General features: G+C 63.4%; 23 protein-coding genes. 11 read left to right on the forward strand and 12 right to left on the reverse strand.

The features are described from left to right. Nucleotides 1–65: 65 nt before the first annotated feature. Nucleotides 66–329 carry a hypothetical protein gene (locus M8997_RS12495; RefSeq protein ID WP_250017525.1) on the reverse strand — a complete coding sequence of 88 codons (264 nt, stop codon included), beginning with the start codon at nt 327–329 and terminating at the stop codon, nt 66–68. A 206-nt stretch (nt 330–535) separates the two neighbouring features. Between M8997_RS12495 and M8997_RS12500 the strand changes: the two genes are divergently transcribed. From M8997_RS12500 to M8997_RS12510, 3 genes are all read left to right on the forward strand, one after another. Next, nucleotides 536–838, forward strand: coding sequence for a DUF982 domain-containing protein (locus tag M8997_RS12500; RefSeq protein WP_250017522.1), 303 nt, complete (start codon nt 536–538; stop codon nt 836–838). Nucleotides 839–963: 125 nt separating this feature from the next. Beyond that, nucleotides 964–1,209 (forward strand): hypothetical protein, encoded by a 246-nt coding sequence (locus M8997_RS12505; protein ID WP_250017519.1) that lies wholly within the window; start codon nt 964–966, stop codon nt 1,207–1,209. A 56-nt stretch (nt 1,210–1,265) separates the two neighbouring features. Beyond that, nucleotides 1,266–1,895, forward strand: a complete 630-nt coding sequence (locus tag M8997_RS12510; RefSeq protein WP_250017508.1) for a glutathione S-transferase family protein — start codon at nt 1,266–1,268, stop codon at nt 1,893–1,895. Nucleotides 1,896–1,931: 36 nt separating this feature from the next. Here M8997_RS12510 and groL read toward each other — a convergent pair whose 3' ends face one another. Then, entirely contained in the window at nt 1,932–3,563 is a 1,632-nt protein-coding gene (groL, locus tag M8997_RS12515; RefSeq protein ID WP_250017505.1) for a chaperonin GroEL, read from the reverse strand. 40 nt (nt 3,564–3,603) lie between these two features. Then, a complete protein-coding gene (locus M8997_RS12520) occupies nt 3,604–3,918 on the reverse strand; it encodes a co-chaperone GroES (RefSeq protein WP_250017503.1) in 315 nt (104 codons plus the stop codon). A 276-nt stretch (nt 3,919–4,194) separates the two neighbouring features. On the opposite strand from M8997_RS12520, the gene M8997_RS12525 reads away from it, so the two are divergent. Further along, complete coding sequence (locus M8997_RS12525) at nt 4,195–4,467, forward strand: usg protein (RefSeq protein ID WP_250017501.1); 273 nt, start codon at nt 4,195–4,197, stop codon at nt 4,465–4,467. 12 nt (nt 4,468–4,479) lie between these two features. Here M8997_RS12525 and M8997_RS12530 read toward each other — a convergent pair whose 3' ends face one another. The 5 genes from M8997_RS12530 to M8997_RS12550 all read right to left on the reverse strand — a co-directional run bounded on the left by M8997_RS12530 (nt 4,480) and on the right by M8997_RS12550 (nt 9,301). After that, complete coding sequence (locus tag M8997_RS12530; protein ID WP_250017499.1) at nt 4,480–5,268, reverse strand: ABC transporter permease; 789 nt, start codon at nt 5,266–5,268, stop codon at nt 4,480–4,482. Further along, nucleotides 5,265–6,440 (reverse strand): ABC transporter permease, encoded by a 1,176-nt coding sequence (locus tag M8997_RS12535; RefSeq protein ID WP_250017496.1) that lies wholly within the window; start codon nt 6,438–6,440, stop codon nt 5,265–5,267. Before M8997_RS12535 ends, M8997_RS12530 begins: the two co-directional genes overlap by 4 nt. Further along, entirely contained in the window at nt 6,437–7,504 is a 1,068-nt protein-coding gene (locus tag M8997_RS12540; protein ID WP_250017494.1) for an ABC transporter ATP-binding protein, read from the reverse strand. The genes M8997_RS12535 and M8997_RS12540 overlap by 4 nt, the downstream gene beginning before the upstream one ends. Before the next feature lie 99 nt (nt 7,505–7,603). Further along, on the reverse strand, nt 7,604–8,647 hold the full coding sequence (locus tag M8997_RS12545; RefSeq protein WP_250017491.1) for an ABC transporter substrate-binding protein: 1,044 nt from the start codon (nt 8,645–8,647) through the stop codon (nt 7,604–7,606). A gap of 105 nt (nt 8,648–8,752) precedes the next feature. Next, nucleotides 8,753–9,301, reverse strand: a complete 549-nt coding sequence (locus M8997_RS12550; protein ID WP_250017489.1) for a cupin domain-containing protein — start codon at nt 9,299–9,301, stop codon at nt 8,753–8,755. A 146-nt stretch (nt 9,302–9,447) separates the two neighbouring features. Between M8997_RS12550 and hisD the strand changes: the two genes are divergently transcribed. Then, nucleotides 9,448–10,746: a histidinol dehydrogenase gene (gene hisD, locus M8997_RS12555; protein ID WP_250017487.1), complete on the forward strand. Its 1,299-nt coding sequence runs from the start codon at nt 9,448–9,450 to the stop codon at nt 10,744–10,746. Nucleotides 10,747–10,764: 18 nt separating this feature from the next. Here the strand turns inward: hisD and M8997_RS12560 are convergent, their stop codons facing one another. The 4 genes from M8997_RS12560 to blh all read right to left on the reverse strand — a co-directional run bounded on the left by M8997_RS12560 (nt 10,765) and on the right by blh (nt 14,824). Continuing rightward, complete coding sequence (locus tag M8997_RS12560; protein WP_250017484.1) at nt 10,765–11,679, reverse strand: SMP-30/gluconolactonase/LRE family protein; 915 nt, start codon at nt 11,677–11,679, stop codon at nt 10,765–10,767. Nucleotides 11,680–11,759: 80 nt separating this feature from the next. Next, nucleotides 11,760–12,779, reverse strand: coding sequence for a zinc-binding alcohol dehydrogenase family protein (locus M8997_RS12565; RefSeq protein ID WP_250017482.1), 1,020 nt, complete (start codon nt 12,777–12,779; stop codon nt 11,760–11,762). Then, nucleotides 12,776–13,477, reverse strand: coding sequence for a FadR/GntR family transcriptional regulator (locus M8997_RS12570; RefSeq protein ID WP_250017480.1), 702 nt, complete (start codon nt 13,475–13,477; stop codon nt 12,776–12,778). The genes M8997_RS12565 and M8997_RS12570 overlap by 4 nt, the downstream gene beginning before the upstream one ends. A gap of 69 nt (nt 13,478–13,546) precedes the next feature. Beyond that, the gene (blh, locus tag M8997_RS12575; protein WP_250017478.1) at nt 13,547–14,824 is read right to left on the reverse strand and encodes a bifunctional sulfur transferase/dioxygenase Blh; all 1,278 of its coding nucleotides are present in this window, start codon (nt 14,822–14,824) and stop codon (nt 13,547–13,549) included. A 207-nt stretch (nt 14,825–15,031) separates the two neighbouring features. Between blh and M8997_RS12580 the strand changes: the two genes are divergently transcribed. The 6 genes from M8997_RS12580 to M8997_RS12605 all read left to right on the forward strand — a co-directional run bounded on the left by M8997_RS12580 (nt 15,032) and on the right by M8997_RS12605 (nt 19,167). Continuing rightward, nucleotides 15,032–15,355 carry a metalloregulator ArsR/SmtB family transcription factor gene (locus M8997_RS12580; RefSeq protein WP_250017469.1) on the forward strand — a complete coding sequence of 108 codons (324 nt, stop codon included), beginning with the start codon at nt 15,032–15,034 and terminating at the stop codon, nt 15,353–15,355. Beyond that, nucleotides 15,352–15,786, forward strand: coding sequence for an SRPBCC domain-containing protein (locus M8997_RS12585; protein WP_250017467.1), 435 nt, complete (start codon nt 15,352–15,354; stop codon nt 15,784–15,786). Before M8997_RS12580 ends, M8997_RS12585 begins: the two co-directional genes overlap by 4 nt. Before the next feature lie 6 nt (nt 15,787–15,792). Beyond that, nucleotides 15,793–16,248, forward strand: a complete 456-nt coding sequence (locus M8997_RS12590; RefSeq protein WP_250017465.1) for a DUF1801 domain-containing protein — start codon at nt 15,793–15,795, stop codon at nt 16,246–16,248. A gap of 149 nt (nt 16,249–16,397) precedes the next feature. Then, nucleotides 16,398–17,372, forward strand: a complete 975-nt coding sequence (locus M8997_RS12595; RefSeq protein ID WP_250017838.1) for an ABC transporter substrate-binding protein — start codon at nt 16,398–16,400, stop codon at nt 17,370–17,372. Then, the gene (locus tag M8997_RS12600) at nt 17,369–18,409 is read left to right on the forward strand and encodes an iron ABC transporter permease (RefSeq protein WP_250017463.1); all 1,041 of its coding nucleotides are present in this window, start codon (nt 17,369–17,371) and stop codon (nt 18,407–18,409) included. Before M8997_RS12595 ends, M8997_RS12600 begins: the two co-directional genes overlap by 4 nt. After that, complete coding sequence (locus M8997_RS12605; protein WP_250017461.1) at nt 18,406–19,167, forward strand: ABC transporter ATP-binding protein; 762 nt, start codon at nt 18,406–18,408, stop codon at nt 19,165–19,167. The genes M8997_RS12600 and M8997_RS12605 overlap by 4 nt, the downstream gene beginning before the upstream one ends. The last annotated feature ends 11 nt before the right edge of the window (nt 19,168–19,178 follow it).

The following is a 19,178-nucleotide window of genomic DNA, read 5'->3' on the forward strand; positions in this document are numbered from 1 at the left end:
GCCGACTCATACCACCTGGCGGCCGCGCCGCAAAGTCAGCGGCGTATCGGTCCCGGCGCCGTGGGCTAGCCACGGTTGACGAACTTGTTGAAACGGCTGGTGGAGCCATCCTCCGTTCGCTCCTGGTAGAGAAAGGCGAGCCTGTTCCTGTCGAATATCTCGAAGAATTCATCCCAGTCTATGCGCTCGAATTCCTCGTCCGGCTCGCCGAAATCGATGCGCAGGATGCCGCCTTCGCCCTCGGCGCGGACCACCGAAGGATGGCCGCCCCGGGACTCGGCCCATTTGCGAATAGTACCGCGATTGGTTGTGGTACCCGAATTGCTCATTGGAGCCTCCTTTGAGTTCCAGATCGTCTGTCTGGTACAACCGCGATGGCGGATACTGGTTCCCCATCGCACGAAACGAGGGCTTCGTCACAAGGCTATGACGTTCGGCTGCTATGGTCTTGAACAAAGGGTGAAGCGAACAAATATCTGCGTCGCCGTGTCCGGCAATTCCCAGGAACAGCCCGTTCACCCATGCGGAGGATATGATGAACGAACGAATATTTGACCGGCCCGTCTTTGTCCGGGAGCGCCCTTTCATCGTACGCGAGGTCGCCTCGCTCGATGATGCGCTCGATTTTCTCGACCACTGGCCCGAAGCCGATCGTGGCCTTATCTACCAGACCGCCTGGAAGGCCTGCTGCGATGTTTTCGATGGCCACAAGCCCTTGCCTGTCGCGCGCCACGCCTTTGAAGGCTTTGCCAAGCGCGCCGGCATATTGGAGGATGCCGACGCCGTCCTGCCCTGGATGGGACGGGGGAAAGGCAGCAGCGGACGCACCAGCGTCTGACCAATCCACATGGCCGCCATCGGCCAGCATCATCGGCAGCAGAAATCGTGCCTGCGCCGGATCGCCGGGAACATTTCGACGCGGCGCCGGTTGCAGACAGGAGTTGAGGCACGAAGGAGCAGGCCATGGCACATGCCGACAAGAAACACTCCGGCCGCGGATCGCAAGGCAAGGGCACCGGCGGCGGCGCGATGACCGACGAGCAGGACGTGACCGAGATCGCGCCGAATACGGTCCTGTCGAATCGTGACAAGGCGCAGCACTCGCGCGAACGGGGTGCGGATGGAAAGTGGATCGAGACCGAGCAATATCACCAGCATACTGCCAACAAGACCGAGGAACCGCTGGACCGCAAGCCGGAGCGGAAATAGGCTGGCCACGGCGCGCGCAAGCCGGCGCGATCGAACCGCAGCGAGGGTAATTGCAAATGGGAAAATATGTCCTGATCGGCTCCCGGGGCTGCGGCTCCGCCATCATCGAACTCGCCATGCTGCAGGCGGGTGCGGAGTATGAGCTCGAGGAGATCCCCTATCTCGAACCGGGGCCGGATCGCGACAGATTGCTGGAGCTGAACCCTCTCGGACAGGTGCCGACGCTGATCATGCCAAGCGGCGAAATCCTGACGGAAAGCGCCGCGATCATACTCCACCTGGCCGACACATTTCCCGATGCCGAACTTGCACCCTCAGTTGCGGACAAGCAGCGGCCGGCGTTCCTGCGATGGTTGATCTTCATCGTCAGCGAAATTTATCCGACGTGGAATTACAGCGACGATCCCGCGCGGTGGCAATTGCCGGAAGCGAACCACAAGCGCTACCGGAAGGCGCTGGAGGATCATCGCCTCGACCTCTGGCGGCAGGTCGAGGACGTGGCGGATACGCCGTATTTCCTCGGCTCGGACCCGAGCGCACTCGACCTCTATATCGCGGTGATGCGGAACTGGACCCCGGGCGGCGACACGTTTCGCCGCCTGTTCCCGAAACTGACGGATATTGCCGACAATATTGCCGGACAGGACCTGTTCGGGAACGTGCTACGCAGGAATTCCGGCGAATAGGATGAAAAGAGGCCCGCGAACGGGCCTCTCCGGTGATCAGAAGTCCATGCCGGCGCCGGGTCCGGGCATCGCCGGTGCCGCTTCCTTCTTCGGCTTCTCCGCGATCATGGCCTCGGTCGTCACGAGGAGGCTGGCGACGGAGGCCGCATCCTGCAGCGCGGTGCGCACCACCTTGGCGGGGTCGATAACGCCCTGCGCAAAGAGATCGCCATACTCACCGGTCTGGGCATTCCAGCCCCACGAGAACTCGTTCTTCTCGCGCAGCTTGCCAACGACGATCGAACCTTCCGCGCCGGCATTCTCGGCGATCTGGCGCACCGGAGCCTCGATGGCCTTGCGAACGATGTCGATGCCGACCTTCTGGTCCTGATTGGCCGCGGCGAGGCCCTCGAGCGCCTTCACCGCGCGCAGGAGCGCGACGCCGCCGCCCGGAAGTATGCCTTCCTCCACCGCAGCGCGGGTGGCATGGAGGGCGTCGTCGACGCGGTCCTTCTTCTCCTTGACCTCGACTTCGGTCGAGCCGCCGACGCGGATGACGGCGACGCCGCCTGCGAGCTTCGCCAGCCGCTCCTGCAGCTTCTCGCGGTCGTAGTCGGAGGTGGTTTCCTCGATCTGCACGCGGATCTGCGCCACGCGTCCATCGATCTCGGCTCTCGAACCCGCACCGTCGACAATGGTGGTGTTCTCTTTCTCGATGACGACCTTCTTGGCGCGGCCGAGCATTTCCAGCGTCACATTCTCGAGCTTCACGCCGAGGTCTTCGGAAATGACGGTACCGCCCGTCAGGATGGCGATGTCTTCGAGCATGGCCTTGCGGCGATCGCCGAAGCCCGGCGCCTTCACGGCCGCGATCTTCAGGCCACCGCGCAGTTTGTTGACGACGAGCGTCGCAAGCGCCTCGCCTTCGACGTCCTCGGCGATGATGATCAGGGGCTTGCCCGACTGCACGACGGCTTCGAGCACGGGAAGCATCGACTGGAGGTTCGAAAGCTTCTTCTCATGTATCAGCACATAGGGCTCTTCCAGCTCCACGCGCATCTTGTCCTGGTTGGTGATGAAATAGGGCGAGAGGTAGCCGCGGTCGAACTGCATGCCCTCGACCACTTCGAGCTCGGTCTCCGCCGTCTTCGCCTCCTCGACGGTGATCACGCCTTCATTGCCGACCTTCTCCATCGCCTCGGCGAGATAGCGGCCGATCTCGGCATCGCCATTGGCCGAAATGGTGCCGACCTGCGCGATTTCCGAATTGTTCGATATCTTGCGGGCATTGCCCTTGAGATCGGCGACGACCGCATCGACAGCCAGGTCGATGCCGCGCTTCAGGTCCATCGGATTGATGCCCGAAGCCACCGTCTTGGCGCCTTCCTTGACGATCGCCTGCGCCAGCACCGTCGCCGTCGTCGTGCCGTCGCCGGCAAGGTCGTTGGTCTTCGACGCCACCTCGCGCAACATCTGCGCGCCCATGTTCTCGAACTTGTCTTCGAGCTCGATTTCCTTTGCGACCGAAACGCCGTCCTTGGTGATGCGAGGCGCACCGAACGATTTGTCGATGACGACATTGCGGCCCTTCGGGCCAAGCGTGACCTTCACCGCATTGGCGAGGGTATCGACGCCGCGCAACATCCGTTCACGCGCTTCCGTACTGAATTTCACTTCCTTAGCAGCCATTTTTCACTCCTCTTTGGCAGCAATATTGACTGTCCTGTTCTCAAGCGGCCTTTTGCCCGACGACTTCCGCATCGATGATGCCAAGCACGTCGCTTTCCTTCATGATCAACAGGTCCTCGCCATTGAGCTTGATCTCGGTGCCGGACCATTTGCCGAACAGGATGCGGTCTCCCGCCTTCACGTCCAGCGGCTGCACCTGACCCGATTCATTGCGAGCGCCGCGACCGACCGCGATCACCTCGCCCTCCTGCGGCTTTTCCTGCGCCGTGTCGGGGATGATGATTCCGCCGGCGGATTTCGACGTCGATTCGACCCGCCTGACGAGTATGCGATCGTGAAGTGGTTGGAACGTCATGTTTTCCTCCTGGACAAACAATAATGAACATCGCCCTCCGAGATCCTGCCGGTTCTCCGAAGGGCCGCCGATCCTTGTGCAAGCGATCGGCGCAGGTGATCTGGTTTGGCCATGTTTCGATTTCAAGAGCCTGGCGAGGAAAAATTAGCACTCGCCTCGGAATGCTGCCAACATGCTGATAAACAACATGAATTACTCGTTCGTCGGCCAAGTTTTTCTTGATCGAATCGCTGGAAGTTGGCACGATTCATCCATTGGCAATGGAGGTTGTTCCTGATGAGCTTCACGTCGAATTTCGAGCGCCAATTGCAGGGATATGGCTTGACCACCGCGCATATCCTCTATCGGCGGCCAGACTTCAAATCCCTGCTGCAGACCTATATCTGGCAGGACTACGATCTGGCCCCGGATTTCCCGGAAATGCGCAAATTCCTGGAGTTCTGGCAGGAAAAACTGGAAGGACCGCTGCATTCGATCCGTTTCACGCATCAGCGCCTGATCGGGCCGAACGAATGGCGCAAGGTCGACGGAGAAATCATGCTGCACTGACGCAGCCGGGCTTCAGGCCTGGCCCTGCCGCATGCCGCGCGCAAAGCGCATGATGAGCGCAAGCAGGATCGTGCCGAGAATGAACACGAAGGCCACGGCGGCAATTGCCGGGCTGATATTCTCGCGGATCGTCGAAAACATCTGCCGTGCGAGCGTCCGCTGATTGGGCCCGGCGACGAACAGCGTCAGCACCACCTCGTCGAGCGAGGTCGCGAAGGCGAAGACCGCACCGGACAATATGCCCGGCAGGGCCAGCGGCAGGGTGACTTTCCGCAATACGGTCGTCGGGGAAGCGCCAAGGCTGGCCGCCGCCTGTTCCAGCCGCCGGTCGATCCCCTGCAGGGCGGCGAGGACATTGACGACGACGAACGGCACCGCCACCACCGTATGGGCGACGATGACGCCGATATAGCTGTTGGTGAGACTATACTGCGCGAACATCAGCTGCATGCCGACACCGAGCACCACCGCCGGCACCACCAGCGGCAGCAGGAACAGCGTCTTGATCGTGGCCAGCAGGAGCGAGAGCCGTTTCTCCCTCAGGCCGAGCGCGCTGACCGTGCCGAGAAGGGTGGCGAGCAGCGTCGTGCCAAGCCCGATGATCAGGCTGTTGACGATCGACCGGCGCCACACATCCGCCGTGACCAGTTCCTCGAACCAGCGGGTGGAATAGGCCGGGATCGGGTAGTTGAGGAAGACGCTGTCGGTAAAGGCCAGCGGCAGGATGGCGATGAGCGGCGCGATCAGGAAGAATATCACCGCCGCGCCGAATATGAGCCGTGCAAGAGGCAATGTCTTCATGCCCGCGCCTCCCTTTCGGACGAAAGGCGAAGGTAGATGGCGTAGAGGATCATGGTGGCGACCAGCAGCACCAGGCCGAGCGCTCCCGCCATGCCCCAATTCGCCGCGCCGGTGGCGTAATAGGCGATGACGGAGCTGATCATCTGGTCCTTGGCGCCGCCGATGAGCGCCGGCGTGATGTAATAGCCGAGCGCGGTCATGAAGACGAGAAGCGAGCCGGACACCACGCCGCGCAGCGACAGCGGCAGCAGCACATGGAAGAAGGCGCGCAGCGGATGGGCACCGAGCGACGCCGCCGCGGGCATCAGATTGCGCGGTATGCCGATCAGCACGCTGAAGATCGGCAGCACCATGAAGGGCAGCAGCACATGGGTCATGGCGATGACGACGCCGACCCGGTTGAAGATCAGCGGCAGCGGCGCCGAAACGATGCCGAGCTGCATCAATGCCGAATTGATCAACCCCCTGTCCTGCAGCAGAATGAACCAGGCGGCGGTGCGCACCAGAAGCGAGGTCCACAGCGGCAGCAGGACGGCCCCGAGCAGCAATTGGCGTTTCCAGCCATCGACCGACGCCGCGATCATCGCATAGGGAAGACCGATCAGCGCGCAGGCGATGGTCACCGTCAGCGCCATCAGGAAAGTGCGCAGCATGATCGCCCGGTTGGCCGAGGCACCGGCCGGCAGCGCCTCGATCTCGCCGGAAGCATCGCGCTGCAGATCGACGGCGGCGAGCAGATTGCGGTCCGTTATGCTGGAAGCTGCCGCAACGCTGACGGCGCGCCAATAGGCGGGGTCGGCCCAGCGCTTGTCGATGCCGACAAGATCGGCATTGTCGGCATTCTCCTTCACCGCCGTGCGGGTCTTGCCCATCAGCGTGCGAAAGCCGGATTTGGCGCTGTTGAGCCGGCGGACGAGATCGCCGAACAGCTGGTCGTCCTCGATCTGCCGGATATCATTGGCGAGCGCCGCCTGCATCTCGGTCGTCGGCGGGCTGGAATTGTCCCAGCCGGCGACGGCGCTGGCCGTTTCGGGCAGGGCCCGGGCCGCAACAGGATCGGAAACGGCCGATTTCATCATCGTCGCCAGCGGCATGGCGAAGAAGACGACAAGAAACAGCAGCAGCGGCGCCACCAGCAAGAGCGGGACCAGGCGTCCGTAGCGCGGCTTCATTGCCGGATCACCCAGCAATCGGCCGGCTGGAAGGAAAGGTCGACCGCGGCGCCGACAGCCGGCGGCTGCGCGCTTCGATCGGTCTTGGCGACGAAGGACGCGCCCTCGCAGGACAGCAGCAACCGCAGGTGATCGCCGTGATAGACGATGTCGGAGACCGTCGCACGCAGGGTGTTCGCCGGGCCGGCGGCGGGCCGCAGCTTGATCCGCTCGGGACGGATCGACAGGCAGACGCGCTCGTCGGGCGCATAATCCTGGCTCGATTCCACCATGATCTCCTGGCCGCCCGCCAGTTCCACCCGCGCCGTGCCGCCATCGGATTTCCGGATGGGCCCGTTGACGAGGTTGGTCTCGCCGATGAACTCCGCGACGAAGCGCGTGTTCGGATGATCGTAGATTTCCGCAGGCCCGCCGATCTGCTCGATCTTGCCGCGATTGAATATGGCGATCCGGTCCGACATGGTCAGCGCCTCGGATTGATCATGCGTGACGAATACGATCGTCAGGCCGAGGCGGCGGTGCAGCTCGCGAATGTCCAGTTGCATCTGCTCGCGCAGCTGCTTGTCCAGCGCGCCGAGCGGCTCGTCCATCAGCACGACTTCCGGCTCGAAGATCAGCGCCCGCGCCAGCGCCACGCGCTGCTGCTGGCCGCCCGACAATTGCGACGGACGCCGGTCGGACAGCGCATCCATCTGCACCATGTCCAGCGCCTTCTTCACCCGCTCGGCCGTTTCGGCCCTGGCGGCACCGCGCATCTTCAGCGGGAAGCCGATATTCTCCGACACCGTCATGTGCGGGAACAGCGCATAATTCTGGAAGACCACGCCCATGTTGCGCTTGTGCGGCGGCAGCCCGTCGATCCGCTTGCCATCGGCCCAGATCGTGCCGCTTGTCGGATTCTCGAAACCCGCCAGCATCATCAGGATGGTGGTCTTGCCGGAACCCGAAGGCCCGAGCAGACTGACGAACTCCCCCCGTTCGATCTCCAGATCAAGCCCCTCGACGACGGTAAGCGCGCCGAAAGATTTGGTAACGCCCTCCAAGCGGATGAATGGGTTGCTCATCGATGTCGGTCCTGACTTTGTACAATGTCCCGCAACGGTGCGGCGTCGCACCGTTGCGTCGGCGAAGGGAAAGCGGTCAGCGCTCTTCCGTGCGGATCGTCATTGTGCAAGCCATGCGTTGAACCTCTGGGTCAAAGCTTCCGAATTGTCGGTCCAGAAATCGACATCGAGGGCGATGGCGTCCTTCAGATTGTCGGGCGCCGTCGGCAGCTCCGCCTGGTACTTTTCCGGCACGAGCTTGCCCGCCTCGGTATTCGGCAGGCCGTAGGCGATATATTCCGGCAGCTTCGACTGGTTGTCCGGCTCGCTGGCAAAGGCGATGAAATCCATCGCGGCGTCCTTGTTCGGGCTGTCCTTCAGGATGACCCAGCTGTCGATCGCATAGATGCTGCCCGGAAAGACGAAGCCGAAATGCTTGCCCTCGGTCCGGTTCAGGCCGCTGATGCGGCCATTATAGGCGGTGGTCATGACCACCTCGCCGGAAGAAAGCAGCTGCAATGGCTGCGCGCCTGCCTCCCACCATACGATGTTCGGCTTCAGTTCATCGAGCTTCTTGAACGCCCGGTCGACGCCTTCCGGCGTCGCGAGCAGCGAATAGACCTCTCCGGCTGCGACGCCATCGGCCATCAGTGCGAATTCAAGCGCATATTTGGCGCCCTTGCGCAGGCCGCGCTTGCCCGGAAATTTCGTCGTGTCCCAGAAATCCGCCCAGGATTTCGGCGCGTCCTTGAGCTTGTCGCCATCATAGGAAATGCCGGTGGACCAGACGATGGCGCCGACGCCGCATTCGTTGACGGCAGCGGGCAGATATTTGGCTTCCCCGCCGAGCTTCTCCCAATCGATCTTTTCATAGATGCCATCGGCGCAGCCGAGCGCCAGTTCCTCGGATTCGACCTGGATGGCATCCCAGTTCGGCACGCCGGCCTTTACCTTGGCCTGCAGGACGCCGTAGCCGCCGTCCCAGCTCTCGTCCAGCACGGGCTTGCCGAGCTTCTTCGAAAAAGGCTCGAAATAGATTTTCCGCTGGGCGTCCTGATAGTTGCCTCCCCAGGACACCACCGTCAGGTCGCGGGCCTGCGCCGTCGTCGCCGCGCTGCCGGCGGTCAGAGCAAGCATGATCAAGGTTGCATTCAGAAGCTTCATCGTCGTTCCCCTTTTTATTATGATGAACAGCAAGAAAACCACAGTTTGAGAGGATTGAAAGCACATTTCCGGTCGGCGGTGAGAATAATCACCGATCGGGGCCGGCTAATAGGTCGGCGGCGTGATGGCGCTGAGGATTTCGCTCTTTTCCGTGCCGACATTGCGGAAGCGATGCGGCAGCCGGCTGTCGAAATAGTAGCCATCGCCTTTGCGGAGCACCTTCTTCTCGCCGCCGACCGTCACCTCCACCGCGCCGCTGATCACCATGCCCGCCTCCTGCGCCGCGTGGGAGAAGGCCTCGCCGGTATCCGCGCCGACCGCATAGGTCTCGTGCAGCATGAGGAGCTGCCTGTTGGGGTGGTTGAGCCCGATCACCCGGTAGGAAACGGTCTCCACCTTGCCGATCTCCACCAGTTCCTCCGCCTGGTAGAACGGCGTATAGGGCAGGCTCGACTGCAGATCGCTGAAGAAGCCGGGCAAGGTCGTGCCGAGGGCATCGAGGACCGCCCCGAGCGTATCGACCGAAGGGCTCATCTTGTCGCGCTCGATCAGCGAGATGGTGGAATGCGAAATGCCGGAACGCCCCGCCAGTTCGCGCACGCTCAGGTCGCGACGCCGCCGCATCTCGCGCAATTTGCTGCCGATCTTCGGCATGAACAGCTCCCTCTCTCCTGTCGGTTTTCAATGCCCGGCCAGTTTTGCTGCTGGTGAGCATAATGAACAGTGCCGCTACCCCCGATTGCAGTCAAGGCGAGGCTGACTGAATGTGACGCAGGTTTCACAGGCAAGATGAGAACAGCATGGCAACGCCCCCCAGCAGCAACGCGATCGACACTGTCGAATATATCAAGCGACCCGGCGTCGATGCGGTGGCAGACACTGCCGCGATCGAAGGCCTGGTGAAGGAAATCATCGCCAATGTGCGGGATCGCGGCGACGCCGCCGTCCGCGACTATGCGCAACGGTTCGATTCGGTCGATATCGAGGCATTCGAAGTCGGCAGCGCCGAGCGCGACGCGGCGCTTGCGGCGCTCGATCCGCAGACCCGCAAGGATACCGAATTCGCGATCGAGCGCGTTACCGCCTTCGCCGAGGCGCAGTTGCGCACGATCCTGCCGCTCGAATTCGATGCGCTGCCGGGCCTGCATCTCGGCCACCGCGTGATCCCGATCGAGACGATCGGCGCCTATGTGCCGGGCGGCCGCTATCCCATACTTTCGGCCCCGGTGATGACGCTGGTGCCGGCCAAGGTCGCGGGCTGCGACAATGTCATTGCCTGCCTGCCGCCCAATGCCCACCCGGCCATGATCGCCGGCTGCCACATGGCGGGCGCGGACCGGATCTTCAAGGTCGGCGGTGCGCAGGCCATCGCCGCCATGGCCTATGGAACCGAGACCATCCCGCCCGTCGACAAGATCGTCGGCCCCGGCAATGCCTATGTGAACGAGGCCAAGCGGCAGGTATTCGGCCGGGTCGGCATCGACCAGCTCGCCGGTCCGAGCGAGATATTCACCGTTGCCGACGAGACGGGCGATGCGGAGATGATCGCCACCGATCTTCTCGCCCAGGCGGAACATGATGTGCGCACGCGCGTCGGCCTCATCACCACCGACCGGAGCCTGGCCGAGGCGGTTCTGGCGGAGATTTCAAGGCAGCTCCAGACCCTGCCCACCGCCGATGTCGCCGGCGCGGCATGGCGCGATTTCGGCGAGATCACCCTTTGCCATGACGAGGCGCAGATGATCGCCTATTCCGATCATATTGCCGCCGAACATCTGCAGGTCCACACGCGCGACGCCCATGAAACCGCGCTGAAACTGCGCAATTACGGCTCGCTTTTCGTCGGCCCGCTGGCAAGCGTGGTCTATTCCGACAAATGCTGCGGCACCAACCATACATTGCCGACGATGGCGGCGGGCCGCTACACCGGCGGGCTCTGGGTCGGGTCCTATGTCAAGATATGCACCCACCAATGGCTCGACGAGCGCGGCGTCGAAGCCGTCGCGCCGCCGGCCGTTCGCCAGAGCCGCACCGAGGGCATGGAAGGGCACCGGCGCGCCGCGGCATTGCGGCTGGAGCGCCAGGGCAAGACCGCCTGAGGCCCAGTTAGGATCGAACTAGGGATATTGCGCCCCGGTCGCCGTCACATAGACGGAATAGAGCGATCGGGTCGCAGTGATGAAGAGCCGGTTGCGGCGCGGGCCGCCAAAGGTGAGGTTGGAGACGATCTGGGGCACCAATATCTTGCCGAGCAGGCTGCCGTCCGGCGCGAAGCAATGCACGCCATCGGCGGCGCTCGTCCAGATATTGCCGTCGAGATCCGCCCGCATCCCATCGGGATTGCCGTTGTCGATGGTGCAGAACACCCTGCCATTGGCTAGTTTCGTACCATCGACCACATCGAACACCCTGATATGGCGCGGCACGGTGCCGTCATGGCTGGCGCCTGAATCGGCGATATAGAGCTTCGATTCGTCCGGCGAGAAAGCGAGGCCGTTCGGCTGGGTAAAATCGCTCACCACCGCTTCGATCGTGCCCGTATCCGGCTGCAGCCGGTAGACGTTGCGGGAAGCCTGTTCCGGTTCCGCCTTGTAGCCTTCATAGTTCGACAGGATGCCGTAGGTGGGATCGGTGAACCAGATCGAGCCATCGGACTTGACGACGACGTCATTGGGCGAGTTGAGGCGCCTGCCCTGATAGGCGTCGGCCAGTATCGTGATGCTGCCGTCCGGCTCGGTGCGCGTGACACGGCGCGGGCCATGTTCGCAGGAGACCAGCCGCCCCTGCCTGTCGCGGCTATGGCCATTGGCGAAGTTGGAGGGCGAGCGGAATGTCGAAACGCCGCCCTCCGGCACCCAGCGCAGCATGCGCTCATTCGGGATATCGCTCCAGAGCAGGCAATTCAGGTCCGAGAACCACACCGGTCCCTCCGCCCACCTGCAGCCCGAATAGAGCTCCTCCAGCTCGGCGGTCTTGACGATCAGCGCATTGAAGCGCGGATCATGAACTTCGTAAGGTGAATTGGCGGCCACGGACATCTCCCCCCGGCGTTGATCGAATCGGCATCAGCTTTTCCTCAAATCGCCGATTCCGCAACCGCCGAAAGTAGGCTTCATCCCCGTTCGATGACGATCTTGAGGACGTCGCGGTTGCCGCTCCAATAGGGCAAGGCCTGTTCCGCATCGTCGAATGCGAATACCCGCGATATCAGCCGGTCGGCGGCATCGCCCATCTTCTCCATATGGGCGACGACGTTGCGGAAATCGGCAAGGGTGGCATTGCGCGACCCCATGATGTCGAGTTCCTTCAGATTGAAGAACTGCGTCTGGTAGGTGACGGGCGCCTTGGAATAGCCGACATAGACGACGCGGCCGGCAAATCCGGCGAGATCTATCGCCTGGGTGAATGTCGCGGGCAGCCCGACCGCTTCGAAGGCGACGTCGACGCCATCGTCGGCGGTAAGTTCATGGACCCTGGCGACCAGCTCCTCGCCGCCGGCGGGCAGCACGTGCTGCGCGCCGAAGGCCTGCGCCAGCGCCAGTTTCTCATCGCTCGGATCGATGGCGATGATGCGGGCGCCGCGCGCCGCCGCGCCGATGATCACGCCCATGCCGATCATCCCGCAGCCGATCACGGCGACCGTATCGCCTGCGCCGACACGGCCGCGCTCGACCGCATGGAACCCGACGGAGAGCGGTTCGACCAGGGCGAGATGCCGCGGCTGCAGCGTATCGTTCAGGATGACCTTGTCGGCCGGCAGCACGATTTCCTCGGCAAGCCCGCCATCCTGCTGGACGCCGAGCGTCCTGTTGTAGCGGCAGGCATTGGTGCGTCCCTTGCGGCAGGACGAACATTTTCCGCAGGACGTATAGGGCATGACGATGACGCGGCGGCCGGGGCGATAGTCCGGGCCGACCCTGCTGCCGGCGGCGACGATTTCCCCGCCGATCTCATGCCCCGGGATGCGCGGCAGCTGGACCAGCGGATTGAGGCCCTTGAACGTATTGAGATCGCTGCCGCAAAGCCCGACATGGCGCACGGCGATGCGGACATCCTCCTCGCCCATCGGCGCCCTTTCCACGGAATAGAACTTCGCCAGATTCTCTTCGACTATTCTCAGTACCTTGTTCATATCGCTTCCGTTGTTGCATCCTGGCCCTGATCCTTCCGGTAGGCCGAAAGGAGGTTGGCTTCACTATATCCGTAATGTTCGTCGAAGGCCTGCCGCGCGGCGCGCAACGACCGTTGCCGCAGGGCCTCCAATATCGCTCCGTGCTGCGCCGACGTCCTGGCGCCATTGCCGCTCTTGCCGATCTCCATGTAGAAGACCAGCGTGTGCTCGAGCACCTTGTAGAGCTTGGCCAGCACGCCATTGCCCGAGATGCGGATGATCTCGCTGTGAAAGGCATAATCCGCCAGCGCCGCCTCATGCGCCGTCAGGGCGTCGCCCATTCGCCTCACCTGCTCTTCGAGGGCGGCGATATCCGCGTCGGTGATGTTCTCGACGACGCCTTGCAGCACGCCGATATCGATCATCCGCCTGAAATCGAGCAGGTCCTGGCAGGTCTTGAGGCTGCGGTCGAAATACTGGTCCATGACATGGAAGACCGCCGCGACATTCGGCGCGCAGACGCGCGGCCCGCGCTGCGTCTTCTCGATCAGCCCGAAGGCTTCAAGGTGGATGAGCGCTTCCCGAACCGTGTTGCGCCCGACGCCGAACCGCTCGGCGATCTGCCGTTCATTCGGCAGAAGACTGCCCGGCCGATAATTCTGCCGAATGTCGCTGCGAATGCTGTCGACGATGTTCTGGACGGTGCTGTTGCGGTTCATCCTGCTTCCTTGGTCCAACAATGGGACCAAGGCGGTAATAGCACAGCTCGACTTCGCCTGTCGACAGCTCTAAAGCGCGTCGAGCGGAAATTTCAGGTAGCGCCTGCCATTCTCCTCCGGCTCCGGCAGGCGCCCGCCGCGGATGTTCACCTGCAGCGCATGCAGGATCAGGCTCGGCATCGGCAGGGTCTTGTCGCGCTCGCTGCGCCGCTGGATGAATTCCTGTTCCGACAGGGCAAGGTGCGGGTTGTTCTGCCGCTGCTCGAGGACCGTGCTTTCCCAGCGGGCATGCCGGCCGACCGGCTGGTAGTCATGGCCGGTGAACAGGCGCGTATCGCCCGGCAGCGCCAGGATGGACTGGATCGAGTTCCACAGCATGGCGGCGCTGCCGCCGGGGAAATCCGCCCGCGCGGTGCCGCCATCCGGCATGAACAGCGTATCGTGGACGAATGCCGCATCGCCGATGACATAGGTGATGGAAGCCAGCGTATGGCCGGGCGAGAACATGATGCGACCGTCGATGGAACCGAGCCTGAACGTCTCGCCATCGGCAAAGAGATGGTCCCATTGCGAGCCGTCCGTCGCCAGCTCCGGCCAGTTATATATCTGCTTCCAGATTTCCTGGACCTTGCCGATCCTGTCGCCGATGGCCGTGGGCGCGCCGGTCCTGCCCTTGAGATAATGCGCCGCCGAAAAATGATCGGCATGGGGATGGGTGTCGAGTATCCATTCAAGTTCCAGCCCGTTCGCCGCGATGAAATCGAGCATCTCGTCGGCGCTTCGCGTCGAGATCGCCCCGGACTTCTCGTCGAAGTTCAGCACCGGATCGATGATCGCGCATTTGCCGGTCGCCGGATCGGCGGCGACATACTGGATGCTGGAACTGCGGCTTTCGAAGAAGGCGCGAACATGCGGGCGGCGGGAAAAATGCTTCTCCAGCCATGCACTGGCCGGGCCGAGGTCGAACCCGTGCCGCTGGCCAAGGACGGGGATTTCCGCCAGCGCCAACCGCCCGTCGAGCACATCGCCGATCACTTGCAGCGTCAAAGCGCGCACGCCCGATTTGCAATGGGCGAGAACCGGGCCATCCGCCCGCGCCATGGCGTCCCGGAAGGCGCGGATGTCGGCCTCGGTGATGTTGCGCAGCGTCACCGGCACGAAATCATAGGAGAGGCCGGCCGCTTTCGCCGCGGCTTCCTCGGCCGCCGTGCCGGGCTGGTCGGCATCCTCGCCATCGGGGCGGGCATTGATCAGCGCCGCGAAGCCCTGCTTGCGAAGATCGCCGAATTCCCCGGTGTCCGGCTGCGGTGCGATCGAAAGTCTGTCATTGATGCGGATGAGTTGCATCGGCTTCTCCCCTGAAGTCATGCGCCCCAATCTAATGCACTCCTTCGATTTGGCCAGTGGATCTGGCCAGTGGACCTGGCAAGTGGATCTGGCCAGTCGATCTGGCCGGTCGATCTGGCCATGAGCATATTGGCGCGCGACGAAGCTGTTGACTATTCATAGCCATGCGGCTATATAACAATCCATAGCCACAGAGGTATGGATACGGTGCAGACCCAACATGATCTCCTTTTCAAGGCCCTCGCCGATCCCACCCGGCGCGCCTTGTTCGAACGGCTCTGCCGCGACGGCGAAAAGACGGTCGGCGTGCTGACGGCCGGGGCCGGCGTCTCGCAGCCGGTTGTGTCGAAGCACCTTGCGGCGCTGAAGCGTGCTGGCCTCGTCAGTGACCGCCATGAGGGGCGCCAGACCCATTACAGTGCCCAGCCGGGCGCCCTCGCCCCGCTATCCGACTGGACGCGCGACATGGCCGGCTTCTGGCAAAGCCGGTTCGACGATCTCGAAACATTGCTCAACAGGATGGACCAATGACCCGGACTTCAGCCGAACTGCGCACCGTCATCGTCGAGCGCGAGCTTCCGCATCCGCCCGAAAAAGTGTGGCGGGCCCTCACCCAGCCGCACCTGATCGAGGAATGGCTGATGAAGAACGATTTCAACCTCGCCGTCGGACATCGCTTCAAGCTGCGCGGCGAGTGGGGCGGCATCCTCGATTGCGAGGTTCTCGAGGTGGAGCCGAACAGGCGGCTGGCCTATAGCTGGGATCACGCGCATGAGGATGCAGCCTATGCCCTGCAGAGCACGGTGACATTCACGCTTCATCCGACGCCGGCGGGAACGCAGTTGCGCATGGAACAGGCCGGGTTCGGGCCCGAGCAGAAACAGGCCTATGGCGGCGCCATGGCCGGCTGGCAGAAGTTCCTCGCCGATCTCGACCGGGTGCTCGGGCAACAGATGGAGTAAGACGCCATGACCAGAAAGCCTGCGAAAACGTCGAAATCCCCGAAAGCCGGAGGCGACGGCAAGCCGGTGCTTCTTTCCGGCGGCAATCCGCAGATTGCCAAGGCCTATGGCGATGCGCCAGTCCAGGCCTATATCGCCGCCATGCCCGGCTGGAAGACCGGTCTCGGGCGCAGGCTGGACGAGATCATCACCCGCACGGTGCCGGACGTGCACAAGGCGGTGAAGTGGAATTCGCCCTTCTATGGCATCGAGGGCGAAGGCTGGTTCCTCAGCTTTCACTGCTTCGCCCGCTATGTGAAGGTCGCGTTTTTCCGCGGCGCAGCGCTCGATCCCGTTCCGCCCGGCACGTCGAAGCAGAAGGACGTGCGCTATCTCGACATTTATGAGGATGACGAACTGGACGAGGCGAGGTTCGCCGATTGGGTCAGGCAGGCGAGCCTGCTGCCCGGCGAACGCATGTAGCAATCCCGCTCGCTCGAAACATGAGCAGCCTTGTCTTGTTATCTTGAACGGCGGGGGATATACGGCGCGACAGCTTCCATAATGACAAAGCGAGTATATCCGTGTTTGAGAGACCCCTCCTCGTCGCTGCCGCGCTCTGTGCCATCCTCATGCACGCAGCCCTTCCGGCCAATGCCGCTTCGACGGCCTATCCGCTCACCATCGAGAATTGCGGCGCGAAGGTCACTTTCGCCAAGGCGCCGCAACGGGCGATAGGCCTTGGCCAGAACAGCGCGGAAATCCTCCTGCTGCTCGGACTGGAGGACCGCATGGCGGGAACCGCGTTCTGGCCGAGCAAGGTTCTCCCCGCGCTTGCCGAGGCCAATGCCAAGGTGAAGCTGCTCACGGTGGAATTCCCCACCTTCGAATCCATCCTTGCCGAAGAGCCCGATTTCGTCGCCGCCGCGCTGCCGAGCCTGCTTGGGCCGACCAGCAAGGTCGCCAAGCGCGAGGATTTCGACAAGCTCGGCGTCCCGACCTATCTTTCGCCGAGCACCTGCCTCAGCACCGCCGAGGTCAAGGATCAATATGGCAGCCGCGCGCAATTGTGGAACATGGACCTGCTCTACAGGGAGATCGACGAGCTTTCGCAGATTTTCGACGTTGCCGATCGCGGCCAGGCGCTCATCGCCGATTTCAAGGCGCGCGAGGCCGCCCTTCGCGCCGGCGTTTCCAAGGATGGCAAGGACCTGTCCTATGTCTTCTGGTTCTCCAGCCCGAGCCCATCCGCCGACGCCTATCTCGGCGGCAAGAACGGCGCATCCGGCTTCATCGCCGACGTGCTCGGCGGCCATAATGCGATCACGGCGGAGGCCGAATGGCCGACGGTCGGCTGGGAGGGCATCATCGCCGCCAATCCGGACGTCATCGTCGTCGCCAGCCTCGACCGCAATCGCTGGGAGCTGGACAAGCCCGAGGCCAAGATCAAGTTCCTGACGACCGATCCGGTGGTCAGCCAGATTGCCGCCGTCAGGAACAAGGCGCTGGTGGTGATGGATGGCCAGGCGATGAACCCCACCGTCAGGACCATCTATGGCGCCGAGCAGGTGGCGCAGCAATTGAAGGCGCTCGGCCTTTTGAAGTGACGCGCGCCAGCCAGATCCTGCGGCGGTCGGCCGCCCTCGGCGCCCTGCTCGCCGCCGCCTTCGCAGCCATCGCCCTGGTCGTCGGCATCAGCGTCGGCATCGGCGACCTGCCGATACCGCTGGCGACGACATTCCTCGCCGTGACGAACCGTCTCGGCTGGACGGCGGCAGAACTCAACCGCATCCACGAGGCCGTCATCTGGGATTACCGGCTCAGCCGGGCGCTGGTCGCGGCCTTCTGCGGTGCGGGACTGGCGCTGTCGGGAGCAATCATGCAGTCGCTGCTGCGCAATCCGCTGGCCGAACCCTATGTGCTCGGCATCTCGGCCGGCGCCTCGACGGGCGCGGTTTCGATCCTCATCTTCGGCCTTGGCGCCGGCGTGGTCTCGCTGTCGGCCGGCGCCTTCGCCGGCGCCTTTGCGGCATTCCTGTTCGTGGCCCTGCTTTCCAACGGCACCCGCGGCGGCAACGACCGCACGATCCTCGCCGGCGTTGCCGCGTCGCAGCTGTTCAATGCCACCACCTCCTATATCGTCACCACCTCGGGCAATGCGCAGCAGGCGCGCGACGTGATGTTCTGGCTGCTCGGCAGCTTCGGCGGCGTGCGCTGGCCCGAACTCGTCCTCGTCGCGGCGATCATCGGCGCGGGCCTCGTCGCCTGCCTGTTCTATGCGCGCGTGCTCGATGCCTTCGCTTTCGGCGACGAAGCCGCGGCTTCGCTCGGCGTCAATGTCGGCAGAACGCGCGTGGCGCTCTTCGCCCTGACCGCGCTGATGACCGCGACCATCGTCAGCATGGTCGGATCGATCGGCTTCGTCGGCCTCGTCGTGCCCCATGTCGCGCGCTTTTTCGCCGGGCCGCTGCACATGCGCCTGCTGCCGGCCTGCGCCATAGGCGGCGCGATCTTCATGGTCCTCGCCGATATCGGCTCGCGTTCCATCGTGCCGCAGCAGGTGCTGCCCATCGGCGTGGTGACGGCGCTTGTCGGCGTGCCGTTCTTCTCCGTCATCCTCTACCGGTTCCAGCGCGCATCATGAGCTTCAAGACCGACAATCTCACCTGGAAAATCGGCAGGAAGACGATCCTCGACGGCATCAGCTTCGAGGCGCAGCCGGGCAAGATGCTCGGCCTGCTCGGGCCGAACGGTTCCGGCAAGACCTCGCTGCTGCGGCTGCTCGCCGGGCTCAAGCGGCCGCATTCCGGCAGGATCAGCCTCGGCGGCACCGATATCGGCCAGATCGGGCGCAAGGCGCTGGCCAGGCGGGTCGCCTTCGTCGAGCAACATGCCACCACCACCGCCAATCTGCGCGTCGTCGATGTCGTGCGCCTCGGCCGTTTTCCACATCGCACCATGTTTTCCGGCTGGTCGCCCGGCGACGAGGAAGCCGTCGCGACCGCCATTGAGCGGGCCGGCATGGCCGAAAAGCGCAATGACCCCTGGTCCAGCCTGTCGGGCGGCGAAAAGCAGCGGACCCACATCGCCCGCGCATTGGCGCAGGCGCCGCACGAGCTGATCCTCGACGAGCCGACCAACCATCTCGACATCCAGCACCAGCTCGGCCTCATGCGCCTCGTATCGAGCCTGTCGATCACCAGCATCATCGCGCTGCACGATCTGAACCATGCCGCCGTCTTCTGCGACACGCTGCTCATCCTGCAGCAGGGAAAGATCGTCGCGTCGGGAACGCCGGAAGAGGTGTTGACGGAGCGCCTGCTCCGGGACGTCTTCTCCGTCGAGGCCCGCGTCGAGCAATCGCCCTATCACGCGCGGCCCCTCGTCCAGTATCTCGGCTAACTGGTCCTCGA

The organism is Phyllobacterium sp. 21LDTY02-6 (assembly GCF_023554255.2).
GTDB lineage: Bacteria > Pseudomonadota > Alphaproteobacteria > Rhizobiales > Rhizobiaceae > Phyllobacterium.

What these genes read in the sequence shown, in the direction of transcription:
- M8997_RS12530 (WP_250017499.1), bottom strand. Translation starts at nt 5,268, where the DNA reads ATGAAGACATTGCCTCTTGCACGGCTCATATTCGGCGCGGCGGTGATA.
- M8997_RS12570 (WP_250017480.1), bottom strand. Translation starts at nt 13,477, where the DNA reads ATGAACCGCAACAGCACCGTCCAGAACATCGTCGACAGCATTCGCAGC.
- groL (WP_250017505.1), bottom strand. Translation starts at nt 3,563, where the DNA reads ATGGCTGCTAAGGAAGTGAAATTCAGTACGGAAGCGCGTGAACGGATG.
- M8997_RS12500 (WP_250017522.1), top strand. Translation starts at nt 536, where the DNA reads ATGAACGAACGAATATTTGACCGGCCCGTCTTTGTCCGGGAGCGCCCT.
- M8997_RS12550 (WP_250017489.1), bottom strand. Translation starts at nt 9,301, where the DNA reads ATGCCGAAGATCGGCAGCAAATTGCGCGAGATGCGGCGGCGTCGCGAC.
- M8997_RS12525 (WP_250017501.1), top strand. Translation starts at nt 4,195, where the DNA reads ATGAGCTTCACGTCGAATTTCGAGCGCCAATTGCAGGGATATGGCTTG.
- hisD (WP_250017487.1), top strand. Translation starts at nt 9,448, where the DNA reads ATGGCAACGCCCCCCAGCAGCAACGCGATCGACACTGTCGAATATATC.
- M8997_RS12505 (WP_250017519.1), top strand. Translation starts at nt 964, where the DNA reads ATGGCACATGCCGACAAGAAACACTCCGGCCGCGGATCGCAAGGCAAG.
- M8997_RS12585 (WP_250017467.1), top strand. Translation starts at nt 15,352, where the DNA reads ATGACCCGGACTTCAGCCGAACTGCGCACCGTCATCGTCGAGCGCGAG.
- M8997_RS12545 (WP_250017491.1), bottom strand. Translation starts at nt 8,647, where the DNA reads ATGAAGCTTCTGAATGCAACCTTGATCATGCTTGCTCTGACCGCCGGC.
- M8997_RS12605 (WP_250017461.1), top strand. Translation starts at nt 18,406, where the DNA reads ATGAGCTTCAAGACCGACAATCTCACCTGGAAAATCGGCAGGAAGACG.
- M8997_RS12590 (WP_250017465.1), top strand. Translation starts at nt 15,793, where the DNA reads ATGACCAGAAAGCCTGCGAAAACGTCGAAATCCCCGAAAGCCGGAGGC.
- blh (WP_250017478.1), bottom strand. Translation starts at nt 14,824, where the DNA reads ATGCAACTCATCCGCATCAATGACAGACTTTCGATCGCACCGCAGCCG.
- M8997_RS12540 (WP_250017494.1), bottom strand. Translation starts at nt 7,504, where the DNA reads ATGAGCAACCCATTCATCCGCTTGGAGGGCGTTACCAAATCTTTCGGC.
- M8997_RS12520 (WP_250017503.1), bottom strand. Translation starts at nt 3,918, where the DNA reads ATGACGTTCCAACCACTTCACGATCGCATACTCGTCAGGCGGGTCGAA.
- M8997_RS12510 (WP_250017508.1), top strand. Translation starts at nt 1,266, where the DNA reads ATGGGAAAATATGTCCTGATCGGCTCCCGGGGCTGCGGCTCCGCCATC.
- M8997_RS12595 (WP_250017838.1), top strand. Translation starts at nt 16,398, where the DNA reads ATGCACGCAGCCCTTCCGGCCAATGCCGCTTCGACGGCCTATCCGCTC.
- M8997_RS12535 (WP_250017496.1), bottom strand. Translation starts at nt 6,440, where the DNA reads ATGAAGCCGCGCTACGGACGCCTGGTCCCGCTCTTGCTGGTGGCGCCG.
- M8997_RS12565 (WP_250017482.1), bottom strand. Translation starts at nt 12,779, where the DNA reads ATGAACAAGGTACTGAGAATAGTCGAAGAGAATCTGGCGAAGTTCTAT.
- M8997_RS12495 (WP_250017525.1), bottom strand. Translation starts at nt 329, where the DNA reads ATGAGCAATTCGGGTACCACAACCAATCGCGGTACTATTCGCAAATGG.